General features: G+C 39.6%; 21 protein-coding genes and 1 pseudogene. 19 read left to right on the top strand and 3 right to left on the bottom strand.

The genetic code is table 11. The features are described 5' to 3' along the window. Nucleotides 1–1,164 carry a betaine/proline/choline family ABC transporter ATP-binding protein gene (locus MKX98_RS23725; RefSeq protein WP_339218762.1) on the bottom strand — a complete coding sequence of 388 codons (1,164 nt, stop codon included), beginning with the start codon at nt 1,162–1,164 and terminating at the stop codon, nt 1–3. 1,070 nt (nt 1,165–2,234) lie between these two features. Further along, nucleotides 2,235–3,053, bottom strand: coding sequence for a hypothetical protein (locus MKX98_RS23720; protein WP_220684372.1), 819 nt, complete (start codon nt 3,051–3,053; stop codon nt 2,235–2,237). A 270-nt stretch (nt 3,054–3,323) separates the two neighbouring features. Here MKX98_RS23720 and MKX98_RS23715 point away from each other — a divergent pair, with 270 nt between their 5' ends. The 18 genes and pseudogenes from MKX98_RS23715 to MKX98_RS23630 all read left to right on the top strand — a co-directional run bounded on the left by MKX98_RS23715 (nt 3,324) and on the right by MKX98_RS23630 (nt 15,352). Then, nucleotides 3,324–3,875 carry a hypothetical protein gene (locus tag MKX98_RS23715; protein WP_339218761.1) on the top strand — a complete coding sequence of 184 codons (552 nt, stop codon included), beginning with the start codon at nt 3,324–3,326 and terminating at the stop codon, nt 3,873–3,875. A gap of 22 nt (nt 3,876–3,897) precedes the next feature. Continuing rightward, nucleotides 3,898–4,500, top strand: a complete 603-nt coding sequence (locus MKX98_RS23710) for an HAD-IA family hydrolase (RefSeq protein WP_339218760.1) — start codon at nt 3,898–3,900, stop codon at nt 4,498–4,500. After that, on the top strand, nt 4,493–4,996 hold the full coding sequence (locus MKX98_RS23705) for a DUF4275 family protein (protein ID WP_339218759.1): 504 nt from the start codon (nt 4,493–4,495) through the stop codon (nt 4,994–4,996). The genes MKX98_RS23710 and MKX98_RS23705 overlap by 8 nt, the downstream gene beginning before the upstream one ends. Before the next feature lie 53 nt (nt 4,997–5,049). Next, entirely contained in the window at nt 5,050–5,520 is a 471-nt protein-coding gene (locus tag MKX98_RS23700; protein ID WP_339218757.1) for a hypothetical protein, read from the top strand. Continuing rightward, on the top strand, nt 5,517–5,684 hold the full coding sequence (locus MKX98_RS23695) for a GNAT family N-acetyltransferase (RefSeq protein WP_339218755.1): 168 nt from the start codon (nt 5,517–5,519) through the stop codon (nt 5,682–5,684). The genes MKX98_RS23700 and MKX98_RS23695 overlap by 4 nt, the downstream gene beginning before the upstream one ends. A 118-nt stretch (nt 5,685–5,802) precedes the next feature. Beyond that, entirely contained in the window at nt 5,803–6,972 is a 1,170-nt protein-coding gene (locus tag MKX98_RS23690) for an alanyl-tRNA editing protein (RefSeq protein WP_339218753.1), read from the top strand. Between the two features lie 272 nt (nt 6,973–7,244). Further along, nucleotides 7,245–7,847, top strand: coding sequence for a hypothetical protein (locus tag MKX98_RS23685; RefSeq protein ID WP_339218751.1), 603 nt, complete (start codon nt 7,245–7,247; stop codon nt 7,845–7,847). 84 nt (nt 7,848–7,931) lie between these two features. Beyond that, nucleotides 7,932–8,453 (top strand): GNAT family N-acetyltransferase, encoded by a 522-nt coding sequence (locus MKX98_RS23680; RefSeq protein WP_194543835.1) that lies wholly within the window; start codon nt 7,932–7,934, stop codon nt 8,451–8,453. 16 nt (nt 8,454–8,469) lie between these two features. Then, a complete protein-coding gene (locus tag MKX98_RS23675; protein WP_339218749.1) occupies nt 8,470–9,363 on the top strand; it encodes a carbon-nitrogen hydrolase family protein in 894 nt (297 codons plus the stop codon). Nucleotides 9,364–9,525: 162 nt separating this feature from the next. After that, a complete protein-coding gene (locus tag MKX98_RS23670) occupies nt 9,526–10,341 on the top strand; it encodes a GNAT family N-acetyltransferase (RefSeq protein ID WP_339218747.1) in 816 nt (271 codons plus the stop codon). A gap of 65 nt (nt 10,342–10,406) precedes the next feature. Next, nucleotides 10,407–10,891: pseudogene (locus MKX98_RS23665) on the top strand (NUDIX domain-containing protein). A gap of 100 nt (nt 10,892–10,991) precedes the next feature. Continuing rightward, nucleotides 10,992–11,537 carry a GrpB family protein gene (locus tag MKX98_RS23660; protein WP_194543833.1) on the top strand — a complete coding sequence of 182 codons (546 nt, stop codon included), beginning with the start codon at nt 10,992–10,994 and terminating at the stop codon, nt 11,535–11,537. Between the two features lie 8 nt (nt 11,538–11,545). Then, nucleotides 11,546–12,076 (top strand): GNAT family N-acetyltransferase, encoded by a 531-nt coding sequence (locus MKX98_RS23655; protein ID WP_339218744.1) that lies wholly within the window; start codon nt 11,546–11,548, stop codon nt 12,074–12,076. Nucleotides 12,077–12,317: 241 nt separating this feature from the next. After that, nucleotides 12,318–12,788 carry a GNAT family N-acetyltransferase gene (locus MKX98_RS23650; RefSeq protein ID WP_339218742.1) on the top strand — a complete coding sequence of 157 codons (471 nt, stop codon included), beginning with the start codon at nt 12,318–12,320 and terminating at the stop codon, nt 12,786–12,788. A 43-nt stretch (nt 12,789–12,831) separates the two neighbouring features. Beyond that, nucleotides 12,832–13,239 (top strand): NUDIX domain-containing protein, encoded by a 408-nt coding sequence (locus MKX98_RS23645; RefSeq protein ID WP_339218740.1) that lies wholly within the window; start codon nt 12,832–12,834, stop codon nt 13,237–13,239. A gap of 108 nt (nt 13,240–13,347) precedes the next feature. Next, nucleotides 13,348–13,806 carry a GyrI-like domain-containing protein gene (locus MKX98_RS23640; RefSeq protein WP_339218738.1) on the top strand — a complete coding sequence of 153 codons (459 nt, stop codon included), beginning with the start codon at nt 13,348–13,350 and terminating at the stop codon, nt 13,804–13,806. A 277-nt stretch (nt 13,807–14,083) separates the two neighbouring features. Continuing rightward, entirely contained in the window at nt 14,084–14,731 is a 648-nt protein-coding gene (locus MKX98_RS23635) for a FusB/FusC family EF-G-binding protein (protein WP_194543827.1), read from the top strand. 96 nt (nt 14,732–14,827) lie between these two features. Further along, nucleotides 14,828–15,352 (top strand): GNAT family N-acetyltransferase, encoded by a 525-nt coding sequence (locus tag MKX98_RS23630; RefSeq protein ID WP_339218736.1) that lies wholly within the window; start codon nt 14,828–14,830, stop codon nt 15,350–15,352. A gap of 41 nt (nt 15,353–15,393) precedes the next feature. Here the strand turns inward: MKX98_RS23630 and MKX98_RS23625 are convergent, their stop codons facing one another. Then, on the bottom strand, nt 15,394–15,456 hold the full coding sequence (locus MKX98_RS23625) for a hypothetical protein (RefSeq protein WP_339224565.1): 63 nt from the start codon (nt 15,454–15,456) through the stop codon (nt 15,394–15,396). A 74-nt stretch (nt 15,457–15,530) separates the two neighbouring features. Between MKX98_RS23625 and MKX98_RS23620 the strand changes: the two genes are divergently transcribed. Next, nucleotides 15,531–16,157 (top strand): C39 family peptidase, encoded by a 627-nt coding sequence (locus tag MKX98_RS23620; protein ID WP_339218734.1) that lies wholly within the window; start codon nt 15,531–15,533, stop codon nt 16,155–16,157. The last annotated feature ends 194 nt before the right edge of the window (nt 16,158–16,351 follow it).

Below are 16,351 nucleotides of genomic sequence, written 5' to 3'. Positions count from 1 at the left end.
TCACTCATCCTCTCCGATCAGCACCGGAGGAACCATCGTAGGATAGACTTCGGCCAAATGTTTAACCACACTGCCTCTTGTGATTAATCCGAGGAAACGGTTATTGCTGTCTACGACAGGGAGGTTGCTGAGCTGATGACTGTCCATAATCTCAATAGCCTGTGGAAGGGTGCTTCCCGAAGCCACGGAAAAACGGACCGGATGCATAACGTCTGCCACGGTTTTGCCTTCCTCGCCGTATTGGTCGAGCACGCGGTAGATCGAAACCGCGCCTTGTAGCTGACGGTTACGGTCCACAATCAGCAGCGAATCGACTCGCTTCATTTCCATCATCTTGATGGCTTCAGCCAATCCCCGGCTCGGGAATGCCGTGACCGGATTCGTAATCATCACTTCATCCACAAGCGGAATTTCATAGGCGCTTTCATTTTCATTTTGAAGACGTTTCGAACCGATAAAGTCACGTACAAATTCGTTTGCGGGATGCCGTAAAATGGTGTCCGGTCTACCTGTTTGGATTACTTCGCCATCTTTCATCAGAACGATGGTATCCGCGATTTTAATAGCTTCATCCATATCATGCGTCACAAAAATAATGGTTTTATTGAGCTCCTGCTGAAGACGGATCAGCTCATCCTGAAGCTGCTCGCGGCTGATGGGATCCAGTGCGGAGAATGGCTCGTCCATCAGGATAATATCGGGTTCAGCTGCCAGCGCTCGCACTACGCCTACACGCTGCTGTTGTCCGCCGCTAAGCTCAGATGGATAGCGCGTACCATATATGGTGTGGTCCAGTCCGACCATGTCCAACAATTCATTTACTTTTTGATCTGTTTTGTCTTTATCCCATTTCTTCAGACGCGGAACCACGCCCGCGTTCTTGGAGATATTCATATGCGGAAATAAACCAACGCTTTGAATGACATAGCCGATATTGCGTCGAAGTTCAACCGGATTCAATCTCGAGATATCCTTACCGTCAATCAGAACTTTGCCCGAGGATGGCGTATTGAGCGCGTTGATCAGCTTCATGGTAGTCGATTTGCCACAGCCGCTCGGTCCGATGAGGACGGTAATTTCCCCTTTTTTGAATTCCAGATTAATGTCTTTCAGCGCGTGAAAGCCATTATCGTAAACCTTGTTCACATGCTCCAGTACTATCATTCAATCGCCCCTTTGCAAGCAGTATCCATATTATGCGGAGCATTTGGCATATCATCCATCGGGGACCCAAAAACTGTTGAGGGGAAAAGCGCGGTGCCAGAGATATGAGAAGGCTTCAGCCTTGTTATGTAGAAATGGAAAATACCTAAGCAAGTTAGCATTAAAAGAAATCAAAATGGAATAGGATTAAGCGCATGATTAAGGGGTGGAGAAAGATCTAAGAGGGAAGCCCTGAGGGTACTAACAATTTAAGTTAAAAATCTTCGTTATGGCATTGACTTACATACCCAAAATTCCACCTTTATATGCAATGTAGCTTTCCAAACTATGCAATCCCTTGTTACATCCATCCGAAGAAGTATTCCAAGCCTGTATGCCCCTGTTCGTATCGGGAAAATATGCGTTCTCATACATGAATCCCTGTTATACCTGCGCGAATCAAGCAGCAATGTCATTGTGTCACTGCTTCCCTCGGCCCAAATGGATATATGCAAAATACGTAAGCAAGCAACGATTCCCTTTTGAGTAGGACCGTGTAACTGCTCATGCAATAATATGTTTAATTCTATTACCCAGTTAGCATTGGATTGAAACATGTATATGGAACGATATTGAATATGTGGTACCTCGGGTCCAGAATCAACCCAAGTCGTCCGCGAGAGCAAAACAAGCTCTGTAAAGACTTGCTCAACCGGAAAATATGGCGACCCAAGTTTTGAGATTTTTGAGTATTGTACTATGATAAACTTGATTCCATGTTTGATTCGAACATGGGTGGGAGAGGGACATATCAATCCAACGATTGGACAATCGGGTGGGTACCATCAAGCTGTTAATGAGATTTTTAAAATGGCAGCAACACATGAGTAGAAAAATAGTCAGATGTATAATCATGGATGGGATTCCTGGAGAGGGATAAAACATGAAGTGGCAAGAAGTTCAGCGATAGATGGAAAGCACCGTTACAAACAGTCAATCACTGTTCACACGGTGCTATTCATGGTCAATCCTTGACCCAACGGGTTCTTTTGTCAGGATAAATATATGTATTTTTTGAGCAGATGTCTCTTCTAAACGCGAATGTCAATACTAATATTCTGTTGTGCTTGAAGGTTAGTATTCATATTCTTGTCAGTATCCTGATTCTGCTTTATCGTATCCCTAACGCTTTCAGGTTGATCAGATACGGACACATCCTCTTGATTATCAACCTCTCCCGTGATGACTTTGTTTTCGTCGTTCTGAATACTCTCTTTAGTGGCTTCGATCTTTTCACTTATTTTACGATCCAATTCAGTAATTTTCTTCTCAATGTTTAGTGCTTCTTCAGTTTTCGATTTATTCACTGTCAATTCCAGATTCTTTCTCATTTCCGATTTGCCTGGGTCGCCAGGTTCGTTCTCACCTCCAAGAAGTTCTCTTCCCTTTCTTACTTCATGCCTAAGAGTGTCGGTTTCCACTTTCAGTGATCTACGCACGCTTGCCATTTTGGTCAATTGGTCATGTAGATTGCTAGCTTGTAAAAACTTTTCCATCGATATGCCGGATACATCTTGCTTACCTGCATCTATTTCGATTCTTTTACTCAAATTCTCCTTTTTAGAAGAAGCACTGTTGTCATTTTTATTCTCCTCAGTCTTCTCCATTCTCTTCTGCATGATTTGAGATTCAAGTAATTGCAAATCCATGGTTAAAAGTTTAATTCTTTCATCTTTTTGTTTAGATTCCAGCTTTTCATCTGATTTAATACTCGCGATTTTTTCATGAATAATTCCTTTTTGATTGATTAGCTGCTCAATCTCCCGGTCAATGGGAGACATAATATTTGTTCTAGATTTTACTGGCTGTGTGGACTGTGGTCTGCTTGATAAGCTTGAAATTTGAGGCATTTAAACACGTCCCTTATAACAAAATGGTGAATATTTCCTTGATGTTATTATCGGTTGTTACCATATGAATCATAACAAGGATTTTAGCCAAAAAAGTTATGACCTATTATTGAACTCCAAGGGGATTTAAGCGAAACTCAAACGATTGACTACCGCCGCTTGGTAGTCAGATGTATAATAATGGAAGGGATTGCCTGAACTTTATATGAAACGTCTGAAAATAGTAACAATAAGCGATTGTACAAATCTGATATAGCAGGAGAGCCTTAGATGCCATTAAATTACAAAAGGTCAGAAACATTGGGAAAACTTGTTAAATTAGACCAGGAACTTCATCAATTACATGGGCAAAGTGTCCATGATTACATAGGCTTTTATATAAGCTTTAATAATGATGATGACAGGTATGAATGCACACCAGAGGACGCTGTAGTTTTTGGCAGAACAGGAGTAGGTGGGGACCACTTCGCTTTTTACACGTTTAATCAAACTCTAAAAGATTTAGAAGAGGCCCCGATTATTTTTATACAACCTATGTTTGAGAATGCAATAAAATTGGTTGCGAGAAACCTTAGGGATTTTCTAGCTTTATTCATCACTCTTAAGGAAATTTATGTTCTAGAACGTTTTGAATTTTATAAGAGCCAATCGGATTTTATCAAGGATTATAACGAGAATTATTTGAAGGATATCGATTTACGAGGGAATGAGCTTGAGTTTTTTATTGAGGAATTAAGGGAGAATGTTGTTGAAGGAATTACTGAAATTAATGATGCATACGCATACATTACGGATTTAAGAAAAGAAATTCAATTGTCATAGAGTATAGAAAAGAGACGATTCAATGACTGCAAAGCCACAACTGGTACTAGATTTAGCTGGTGTATTAGTCAGTAACTTCTCATCTACGTTTTGGCTCCAATTATCTAAGGGTAGCGAAATCTCGTTTCAGGACATCCGAGAACAATTTGATGAGATTCGAAAAGATCTATGGACTGGAAAGATCAAAGAAGATGATTTTTGGGAATGGATGAGTCTGCGAATGAAGCAAAATAACAAAGAGCAAGCCAGAGCGTTATTAATTCAATCATTGGAACCTCTTCCTGGATTAAATTATTTGGCGGAGTGGAGTGAAATTGCAGATATCCATATCTTAAGTAACCATTGTAAGGAATGGTTGGAATCGATTTTAGAAAGAGTAGAACCTTATACAAAGAGCATAACGATTTCAAATCAAGTAGGTTTAAGAAAACCTGATATACAGATATATCAACATGTCGGCAAACAATTTGAAGCAGGCCAAACGGTTGTTTATATTGATGATCAAGAAAAGAACCTGAAACCGGTTATCGAACTTGGATGGAATACCCTGTTAGCGGATAAAGAGCATAAATGGATAGAACAAGTTGAACCCATGATAGGAATGAGGAGGAGAACATTTGATTAGAAAAGAGATTCAATTAATTCTAGATAGCTTACCGGAAGAAGAATTGCAAAAAATATATTGGTCTATTCAATTTATTCATAAGGAATATTTATATAAAGAAAAATTAATTGAAATAGGCGTAATCATCTCAAATCTATTTGATGGAGCAACAGAAATTATTAATAAATGGGACAAGACGTTTGCACTAAACATTAGCGACGATATAAAAGAAAGTATTTATTACGATCAATATAAGTGGCATATTTTCAGTTATGAAATACAAGATTGTCTGAAACAACATGAAGCAAGAAATGCTTTTAATGCTGAAATTAAAGATGAAGTATATGTTATGTACCAAAACTCTCCCCGTGTACTTCTATACAGTAATGCAAATGCATTAGTCGCAGAGGATTTAGATTCTCAACAAGATATCTATGTATTTAATAAAAATTTTACTTGGACGTATGTCAATACACATGAAGACATGTGTGGGCCCTATTTTTATAAAGTGAAGTAATTTCGTCGTGATCCATGAACCGTGCGAATATAGATTTGGGAGGGATTCAGGAAGTGAATAGAAAATCATTTATCATGATTTCCGTCATCGTATGCTTACTAATTAGCGTAGGTTGTAGTAATAACCATGAAGTTACTTCTGACGACATTGGCAAAATAAGTATAGAACTACAAGAACAAAAAGAAGAATCAAATGGAACCATGTTCACACTAAAACTGCATAACAAATCCAGTCATATTATAGTACAAAATAATGTATATTTAAGTTTTCCCATAAAACTTGAAAACGGTGTTAAAGGGAATGATTTTAAGATCGAAGCTAGAAATAATAAGCTCAATATTGGTCCGGGAGAAGAATTACTTCTTACCGTATTTGCTCCGAAGGAAATGTATGAAGGAAACCATAATATTGACTTAGAAGATCCCCATATCGAGATTAAAGGTTTCTTTAATGAAGTAACCGAAAAAAATCAATTCAGTATGATTGGAGGGCATCGTACTATGGTTGGTTCTAATGGGGAGTGACTGATGATGAATCGAAACATTTTAATAATAATGAAATCTGTGGCCCACTAGGATACGATTCCGTTGGGGGCGCTATGATATTTATAGAAAACAATCAAGTACATAATCTAGGAGGGATTTTTGTTGATCCCAACGATCAGCATCAAGGAATCGGTAAAAAGTAATGAAAGAAATTGAATCTGGTGGAGACCCCATCTTCTTCTATATGTATTTTTGTTATTCTATTATTAAGGTAGTGAGCATGATACTAAGTGAATTTTAGGGAACTGAGAGGAAATGAAGATGACAAAGAAGCTGTATTACGAATCCGCATATATCCGGGAGTGGGAGACACGAATCACACGGAAACTGGATCGGGAGGACGGAACCTACCTGATCATGGAGGAGACGGCCTTTTATCCGCACGGTGGAGGGCAGCCTTGTGACCTGGGGTGGATCGATAAAATTCCTGTTCTTGATGTTGTTCAGGAGGAAGGGGAAATTCTTCATAAAGTCGAGCGTTTGCCTGAGAAGGAAGATGTTAGCTGCCGTTTGGATTGGGATAGAAGATTCGATCATATGCAGCATCATAGCGGCCAGCATCTCCTGTCTGCCATGTGTCTGGAAGTATGCCAGGCGGAAACACTCAGTTTCCATTTGGGTCAAGATTACGCTACGATTGATATCGCTCAATCTGACCTGTCTCAGGACCAACTGATGATGCTGGAACTGGAGGTTAACGACCAGGTTTACCTTAATCGTAAAGTAACGAATTATTTTGTGAGCCGGGAGCAGGCCGCCGCCTTGCCGCTGGTGAAGCAGCCGAAGGTAACCGACGATATCCGGATCGTAGAAATCGAAGGTATCGAATATAACGCTTGTGGGGGTACACATGTCTCCGCAACGGGTGAGATCGGAATGATCAAACTGCTCAGAGCCGAGAAACAGAAAGGGCATTTGCGTATCTATTTTAAATGCGGTTATCGTGCATTGAATGAATTCAATGCGGGAATGGAGATTTTAAGCAGCCTATCAACCAGGTTCAATACCTCAAAGGAAGAGATTCTGGACCGGATTGCAAAATGGGATCATGAACAGAAGTTGCTCCAGGCTGAATTGAACGCCGTGAAGGCTGAGAATGATGTTTACCTGGCAGGAAAGCTATTGGCAGACCGTCAGGGCAGCCTGATCAAACACGTTTTTGCGGACAAGCCGCTGAAGGACATGCAGAACCTGGCGGTAAAGCTCACCGAAGAAGCTGACGTTATCGTGCTCTTCGTGTCCAACGCAGACCATAAGATTGTCCTCGCTCAGGGAGGGAAGAGTGGTCTCGCCTGCGGCGCGTTCTTTAAGCAGTATCTGGCTGATTATCGCGGTAAAGGCGGAGGCAGCGACAAGCTGGCACAGGCTGGTTTTTCCACCGGGGATGATGCCATGGCGTTTTACCATTTTGCGGCACAGTCATTAAGTTAGCTTGAAGAGGTGTAATGGTCTATAACTTAAAAGCATTTAAGCGGGTTTAGCAGCTTGTTTTTATACCAAAGAGTGTAAAACAAACACTCTCGGAATTACGCCTCAGCCTAAGATAAGTACTATCTAAGCTGGGGCGTTTCATTAATACACAGACCGGTAAGCGGAAAGTGCAATTATGAGTTCCAGTTCAAGATATCTGGAGCAAAGACATCAGCTAACATAGTATTTCTGCATTGGATTTCTAACATTTATATCGAACAAGGAGAAAAAAGATGAAACGTATGCCATTTGAGCGTCCAACCGAACATTATGATGAACAATTGATTCATGTTGATGAGCAAATTTGTGCATTGTTGAAACAAAGGAAGGAACTTTCAGGTAACAATCCAGGGTTTCCGCCATTTGAGTATATTTCACAGTGGGCGACAACGTTTGAACTCTACGAGGATTATCTAAAAGCTATTTTTGGAACGTTTATGAGCGAAGAACATTATAAACCCATGGTTGACCCAACAGGGTTCAGAAAACATATTCCGGTTTTAAAATCAGTTGTAAAAGGAATGTTCTTTTATACGCTGATCTCAATACGACAATACGCTAATGCAAGTGTAGTAACATTCAGCATGGATTGGGACATGACAACTGAGCAAACTTCAAGTTCATACAACCTTAGCCATTTTGAATTGTATGTTGGAGAACAATATGATTGTCGAATGACCAATGGCGGGGGTTCTTCAGGGCATGCATCCTATAACTATGTAATATCTCCGCCATTACCTGATGATATTTCAGGAATGGAGTTCGTGTTCAAGGAATTTAGCAAACCTTTTAAAAATAATGAGACAGGTACTGAAATCGTCTTCAGAGTTGAATGATTTGAAGTATTAACGTTGATGGCGGTATTTCTAAGAAAATCATGCTGCGTTTTGCCCAATGAGGTCCAGAGAAGGAGATCAAACATGAAGGATATCATAAACATAAAGAGACTAACTACATTAGAAGAAGCTGAATTGCTGGATCAAGAATTTGCTAAGCGTTATGAATGGTATCGACAAGGAGATTATTATTATAAGTGCCTAAGTGAGAACAATACCAATGAACGAGTAACACTGATTGCTTATTACAATGATTCGTTAGCAGGATGCTGTCATTTAATCTATGAGTCTCAGTATCCTTATTTTCTTGATAACAACATCCCTGAGATTAATGATTTGAACGTATTTCCTGAGCATAGAAGAAAGCATATAGCAGATAGATTATTTGATGAATTAGAGCTGATTGCCTCAAAGACCTCTACATACGTTGGACTAGGAGTAGGGCTGTACAGAGATTATGGAAATGCCCAAAGAATGTATACATCTCGTGGATATGTGATGGATGGCAGGGGGATGACCTATAAAAATGTTCAAGTAATACCAGGAGAATCAGTTATCGTTGATGATGATCTATTAATTTATTTAGTTAAGAATCTAGAGAGTTAATGTGAGGTGCAGAAATATGAAAACCTTTACAGTCGCAACCGTACAATATAATTGCAGTGAGCCTGATCAAAAACTAAATACGGAAATTGGATTAAGATACGTAAGAAAAGCCAAAGATCTTGGAGCAGATATTGTACTATTTCCTGAATGTTGGATAACTGCATATGCTTTTCCCGACATTGTTGAAACCAAGCTTCCCGCAGAAGAGATAGAGAATCATCCTGATTTCAAAGCTTGGTATGAGGCGGCAATAGACGAAAATAATACAGCCTTAAAATCTTTTCAAGCAATTGCGGAAGAATTATCTATTGGTATTGTCATCACGGGTTTTACAAAAGGGGTAAAGCGTCCTCAAAATTCAGCATTTGTAATTGATCGAAATGGTGAAATTTTATTAAAGTACAGCAAAGTCCATACATGCGATTTTGATACTGAACGTATGCTGGAGCCTGGTACTGAATTTAAAGTATGTGATTTTGATGGGGTGAAGATTGGGGTCATGATTTGTTACGACAGAGAATACCCAGAAAGCGCAAGAGTATTGATGTTAAAAGGAGCAGAAATCATTCTGGTTCCCAATGATTGCGGGACCATGGAGCCAAGATTACAGGCTCTTTCTACTAGGGCTTATGAAAATATGGTTGGCATTGCGATGGCGAACCCTCCTGGTGAACATGCTGGATGCTCTTGTGCTTATAGTCCGATTATGTGGGATTCTGATGGGAAATCGGTCGATAACACCATTATGCTGGCGGATCATATGTCAGAGGGCATATTTATTGCTGAATTTGATCTGGATGAAATTCGTAAGTATCGTAATAAAGAAATGATGGGCAATACGTTTAGGAAAGTGAAAGCTTATAAAGATTTACTAACTGAAAAAGTAGAAGAGCCTTTTATACGGGAATAAACGGAATCTGACGAAATTCAATATGTGCTCACCTCAGCACCGAAAGCCGTAGGATTTTATGAGAGGATCGGATTCGAAAAGGCAGATAAAGCTTTTGTAATAAGAAGAAAGAAAAATTGAAATTATTAATCAGATATTTGGTAAGGCATGGGGGATATAAAAGTGATAACAGAACTTAATAAATCAGAGTTTTATAAGATAAGACATATTACGGATAAGTGTAAAAATATCGAGGTTAGGGCTGTGGTTAGCGGGAATAACCCGGGCGGGGTCTATGTCGATCATCCAACAGAACCCACAGCAGCATTAATTTGGATTGAAGGACAAAAGGGTTTTCAGATTGTTGGAGATGCTCAGAGTACAACATTTATAACAGCACTAGCAGAATACATGAGAAATCATATAGAACCCAAACTACAGGAGCAAGATATAAATTGGGTCGAGATTGGTCTGGATCCTGATCCTTGGGATAAAACGATACAAAACATTTTTCAGGAGCGCCGCATTTCGAGTGATACTCAACATGTGTTCACATTAAGAGGGAAGCCACAACACATTGAATTTCAAGATAGCGTTGTAAATATTCAACGGATAACTCGTGAGTTATTGAAGTCAAGACGATTGGATAACCATTCGTTTTTAGAAAAGAAGATATTACGATTTTGGGATTCTATAGACTCTTTCTTAGAGCAAGGATTCGGATACTTTGTTGAGGATAATCACAATGTGGTGAGTTTATGTTTTTCAGCATTTGTTGTAGATAAAACGCATGCAATTGATATCGAAACGCTTGAAGAGCATAAAAGAAGAAATTATGGTGCTGCAGTAGCTCAGGCATTTGTACAGGAATGTCTTCAAAAAGGAATTCGTCCATACTGGGACTGTACTCCGGAGAATACAGGGTCTACTCGACTTGCAGAGAAAGTAGGAATGTCCCCTGATTTTGACTACCAAATATCATGGTATGGTTTATCTTAGGGGCACTTTAGAGAAACATCTCAGATGATGAAAGGATATAAAGTAATATAGAGGAAGTGATTGGTTTGGAATACCAGGCACCTAAACAATGTATTTCGGTTTCAGCTTTAGTCACTAATGATCGTGGTGAGGTATTGTTGCTTGGAACACATTGGCGATCAGATACATGGGAAATGCCAGGTGGAATGTTGAGTTAGGGGAACCCCTTGATAAAGCAATTTGCAGAGAGTTTCTTGAGGAGACGGGTATCATTAAACCAACTGGTATAACCGGTGTTTATATGAATACAACAAAACAAGTATTGTCTATATGTTTTAGAGCTCAATACATAAGTGGAGAAATTAAAATACAAGAAGACGAGATACTCGAAGCTAGATACATAAAAATTGATCAATCTAATATCGAGGAATACATAACGAGACCGCAGCAAAGATCTAGATTATTGGATGCGATGAATGCAGCATGTTTTGTGCCCTTTGAAGCTTGGGAAGCAAACCCGAATTATATGTTGTTACATAGGTTGGAAGGAAACATGAACAATGATTATTAACGGATCCCTCAAAGTATGCAGAAGAACCTTGAGGAAAGGTGAATACCGAACGAACCACGAATCCGCTATTAAAAGAGTTAAACCAAAGGAGACAAATTACATGGATGATCAATGGCGAATAGCTGAGTATGATCCAGAGTGGCGAAACTTGTTCTTGGAGATAGGAGGGAACATACGAGAAGTTTTAGGGGATATAGCAGATCGAATTGACCACGTTGGATCTACGTCGATTGTTGGACTAGATGCCAAACCAATTATTGATATTCAAATCTCAATTAGTAATTTTGAAGATGTGAATCAATATAAGAATAAATTAGAGTCTATAGCGTTTGTATTTCGTAAAGAAAATCCTGATAAGACTAAAAGGTATTTTCGAGAAATTCCGGGACATCGGAGAACACATATTCATGTAAGACAAACGGGGAGTTACTCAGAACAATTGACATTATTATTTAGAGATTATTTGAGAGAACATAAAGAGGATTGCTTAAGATATTCGGCAGAGAAGCACCGGTTAATGGGATTGTACCATCATGAAAGACATAAATATGTTGAAGGCAAAGGCCCGATTGTATGGGAGTTAATACAAAAGGCACATGTTTGGTCACAAGAAATAGGTTGGAAACCAGATAAACCGGATCTGTAGGCGAATCAATGAAACTTCAAAAAGGAGAGGATGATACAAAAGGAGACGTTATGGAAATCGAACTTATTCCTGTTTCAGTTCAAGAGAAAGAAACATTATCGAACATGTATCAATTTTATTTTTATGATTTTAGTCAATACACTAATCAGAACTTAAATGATGATGGAAGATACGGGGTGAACATTGATTTCTATTGGGAAGGTGACCCTAGATGGAACCCATATTTCATAGTATCGTCAGGAGCAATTCTAGGGTTCTTGGTTGTGCTGTTTGAGAATCTAGACACAGATCCAGACCCAACGCATGTAATTTATGATTTTATGATTTTGAAGAAATATAGAAGAAACGGGATCGGTCGCACCGCAGCTAAACAGGCATTTGGGTTATTCAATGCAAATTGGAAAGTAGCTCAAATGGAGAGTAATACAACTGCCATATCTTTTTGGAGAAACGTAATCAGTGAATATTCCAAGAATAATTACACAGAGAGATACAGGGAAGATTCAAAGAAATACATACAAGAGTTCAGTACAAAGTAGTAACCTCAGCGGCTGGAGGTGTGATGCAGGATCGCATAGAATGGAGGATTTTTATTGAGAAAGTTACGCCTTCGTCATTTTGTAATCCTAATATCAATCATCTTGATATGTGTAGTTGTTTATTTCTCTAGTCCAATCAGAATTCAGCAAATCATCAGCTCTACGGATCATGTTGAAAAAATATATTTTACTTATCATGTTTGAAAGGTGAAGTGATGTTAATGGATTCGGAGGTGATTCCATGATAATTAGAATTGCGAAAGAGGAAGATATCGATCAACTTATTCGGATGAGATGGGGTTTTACGCTGGAAGACGATCTAGATGGAACATTAAAAAACGAAGCTTATAGTGACTTCTACGAGGAGTGTTATGATTTTTTATGTAAGGCATTTCAAAGTGATATTTGGAGTATTTGGGTTGCTGAAGAAGACGGCATGGTCGTGTCCAACATATACATAGAACTTATTCACAAGGTACCGAGACCAGGGAGAATCACACATCCATTTGCATATATGACGAATGTATATACAAAACCTAATTATCGAGGTAAGGGGATAGGAAGTAAATTAATATCAAAGATTAACGAATGGGCAAAAGAAAATAAATATGAATTTATTATCGTATGGCCTAGTGATGAAGGGGTTGATTTTTACAAGAAAAATGGATATCAGCACTGCAAAGAGCCAATGGAAAATATGTTATGTGAGTAAAGCAGTTTATACGGAGGGAATTTATATATAAAGGAGAAGTAAGATGAATCTACCTAAACATATTGTCTCTGCTGCTGCAGTTGTACTGAATGAAAATAATGAAATATTACTTATCCGGGGGCCGCAAAGGGGCTGGGAAATGCCGGGCGGAGTCGTTGAAATTGGAGAGTCTTTGGCACAAGCAGCAATCAGGGAAACCAAAGAAGAGGCTGGAGTGGATATTGAGATTATAAGGTTTTGCGGGATTTTCCAAAACGTGAAGGCGAGTATTTGTAATACATTATTTCTTGCGAAATACATTGGAGGTACACCCGTAGCTACAACAGAAAGTCTTGAATCAGGATTCTTCCCACTGGATGAAGCATTGAATATGGTGACCTATATGAATTTTAGGGAGAGAATCGAAGTTTGCTTAAGACCAGCTGATGAGCCGGTATATATTGAGTTCTAGAAGGAACAAGCGTGAAGGTAATTCAAGAAATGCACATGCTGCATTTAACAACATTTTAATGCATCTAGCCATTATCAAATATATTTTCAACGAAAGAGAGTGAGCTCTGTGAAGGTAGTCGAACTTCATGAAATGAAATTAGTCGGAATAAGAGTAGTATGTCCCGGTGACCAGTATGTCAAAGAGATCCCCAAGGCTTCGGTTGAACTTAAAAATAGATTGCAAGAGATTCGTGACGTTGTAGAACCGGTTAGACTTGTTGGTGCATTCATTGCTGAGGATGTATCGGGAGGGGAAGATGGTTATTGGGTTTGTGTTGAGGTACTTGACATGAAACAAGTTCCTGAAGGGATGGTCTCATTAGTCATTCCAAAACAAAAATACGCAGTTCAACGACACCAGGGGCCAAATGATGAAATTAGAAATACATATGAAAAGCTCCATCGCTGGATACTAGAAAATAACCATGAACGATTGCCGAGATCCTGGCATCTGGAGATTTCGGATGAATGGGGACATGGGGAAGTAAATCATATTGAAGCAGACTTGTATGACACCATTCAATAGATTTTAAGTTTGATAAAGACGGTGTTCCCTTCCAACGGAATAAATTGCGCCAACTGGCACTTGCTGTTATAATTTTGCGTATGAAATGTGATTGGGGGTTATACCGATGGCAATGCTGAATTGCTCATTAGCTAGGAAGTCCTCATGCAAAGCCTGATCTGGGGCGATACTTTGCGTGGGGTGCGATAGATGAATTCGATCGCCCAACCTTAACTTTATCGTTTCTAATAACAGGCTTTGCACCTTCATTTTTAATAAAAATAAGGGGCTGAAAGCTATGAGTACACCATTTATTAGAAACCACCAGTTTAACGTGATTAAAAAACAATCGGATTTCCTTCTGAAAACATTGCGAACGATCGCGGATAGAAAAGTCCTGGAAACGGTCAGGTATCGTGCCGTAACAAGCACTTTGGAAGCTTTTCCGTCTCTAACAGAGGATCAGAAGCGGATGCTTGGAGAAATGTCGACCATTGAGAAGGCCGAGGATTTCCAGAGATATCTTAACGCGTTAGAACCCTATCTGGAGCCTTATCCGACGATTACGCTGAAACAGATTCAGAAGTTATTTCCTAAAAATAAGAAACTGAAAGTTCCGGATCTGCAATCGATCGACTTTCGATATGTAACGTATTTGGGCTGGGTGGATATTGCCACAAACAAGTTATATATCGTATATCCGTTCGAAGGAAGATTCATCGGGATCGAGGGAAGAATTACGCCGACCAACAAGAAAGGCTACTGTCTGTTCTGCAACCGGCATCAAGAGCTTGCCTTGTTCTCGGTCAAGACCAAGCCGGCCGTTGCTTCACCGGATAATCTTTCGTTCATTGGCCAATACGTATGTCTGGATAGCCAAGCATGTAATCACAGCATTACCGATACAGGGGCACTTGAGAAGTTCATTCTCTCCGCCAGCAAGTAACACAGGAACTAGAAATAGGCTGCCTCTAAGGGCAGCCTATTTTGTACTATGTTCCCGTTTAAAGACACAATGGTCATTGAAAGGACGTTGAAACCTATGAACGATGTAAGATTAGTTAAGCCTCAGCTAGAGCTTGAAGAAGAATATTTGTCATTTTATCAAGAATGGAAAGAATCCGGTGAGAATATGGTTCCTTGGGTTATAAGTAAGGATCCAAGTGATTTTCAGGGGATGCTGAAGGAACTCTCTAATCAAGAGAAGGGCATTGGTGTAAAGGAAGGCTGGGTCTCAGATTCAACCTTTTGGTTGATCGATAAACAACATAGAGTATTAGGTGCGGCTAATATTAGACATCAATTAACCGAACATTTATATAATGCTGGCGGCCATATTGGCTATGGAATCCGCCCGTCAGAAAGATGGAAAGGCTATGCGACTAAACTATTGGAATTGTCCTTGATTGAGGCCAAGAAACTGGGGATAAACGATGTCTTAGTTGTATGTGATGCCGGTAATGTGGGATCGGAAAGAACCATTATTAAGAACGGCGGGAGGCCGGATACAGACTACATAGAGGAGGATGGAAACGTAATTAAAAGATATTGGATTAATAATACGTGATAGGCTAATGTGATCCATTGCGAAGTAGCGAGGGCACCGAACTAGACGCGGATGGTATCACCTCTGAAAAACTCGATAATAAACCTCCCTGAACTATAAAAAATGAGATATAGACCTGCTATTAGGCCGTTAGGTCATGAGGATGCGTCAGTGAATAAACACAAAGTAACACGCAGATATGCGTTTAGTAGGGAGTAGGTGGGTGATTATTATTTTTATTTTGAATCTAATCATCGTCATAATTATAGCCATTCTAATGTCATATTATTTTTCCATTCCAAGAAAAGATGTGATCGACACAAGCGTACTTCCAGAATCCTATTTGATTAGAACTTCAAATCGGATGGATATCCAGCCTCATTATGAATGTGCGGCTTATTCAAGCGCATATGTCCTGAGACATTTAGGAATCGAGGCGAACGGTAACGAGCTTTATAAACAATATCCCAGAAAGCTAGCCGATGGAACGGTCACTCCTAAGGGTATCCTTATATTTTTTAAAAGGCGTGGTTACGATGCGTCTTTTTACCGCGGTAATCTGCAAACGTTAAAGAAGCAAGTAAGCCAAGGGGTCCCGGTCATTGCGTTTATAAGGGTTTTTCCTAAACAGAGGTATTTACACTTTGTACCCGTGATTGGATTTGACCAAGAATACATGTACTTGGCAGATTCTTTGGAACACACCATAAATTGCGAGGATTCTAGCTATAATCGAAAAATACGAAAGCGTGACTTTGAGGCACTATGGAATACATGGGCCCCTTTTTGTAAAAAAAGTTATATTGTTATACGCAAAAGTGTTTAGAATCTGATGTCAATTTGTTCAGAAGCGAGGGTTGGCGAATTGCACATCAAGAAGTCGCAGACATCCTATAACAAGGTATCTACGCTCCGGAATGCGCCCTTAGGTTGCCTATCAAATTCGATGTGATGAAGGCGAGGCAGATAACACATGCCAGCCTAAAGTAGTAGTTAAACAGGATTTGAAAGCCAATGGTA

It is taken from the genome of Paenibacillus sp. FSL W7-1332 (assembly GCF_037969785.1).
GTDB lineage: Bacteria > Bacillota > Bacilli > Paenibacillales > Paenibacillaceae > Paenibacillus_AQ.
This window is presented reverse-complemented; position numbering and strand designations above follow the sequence as displayed.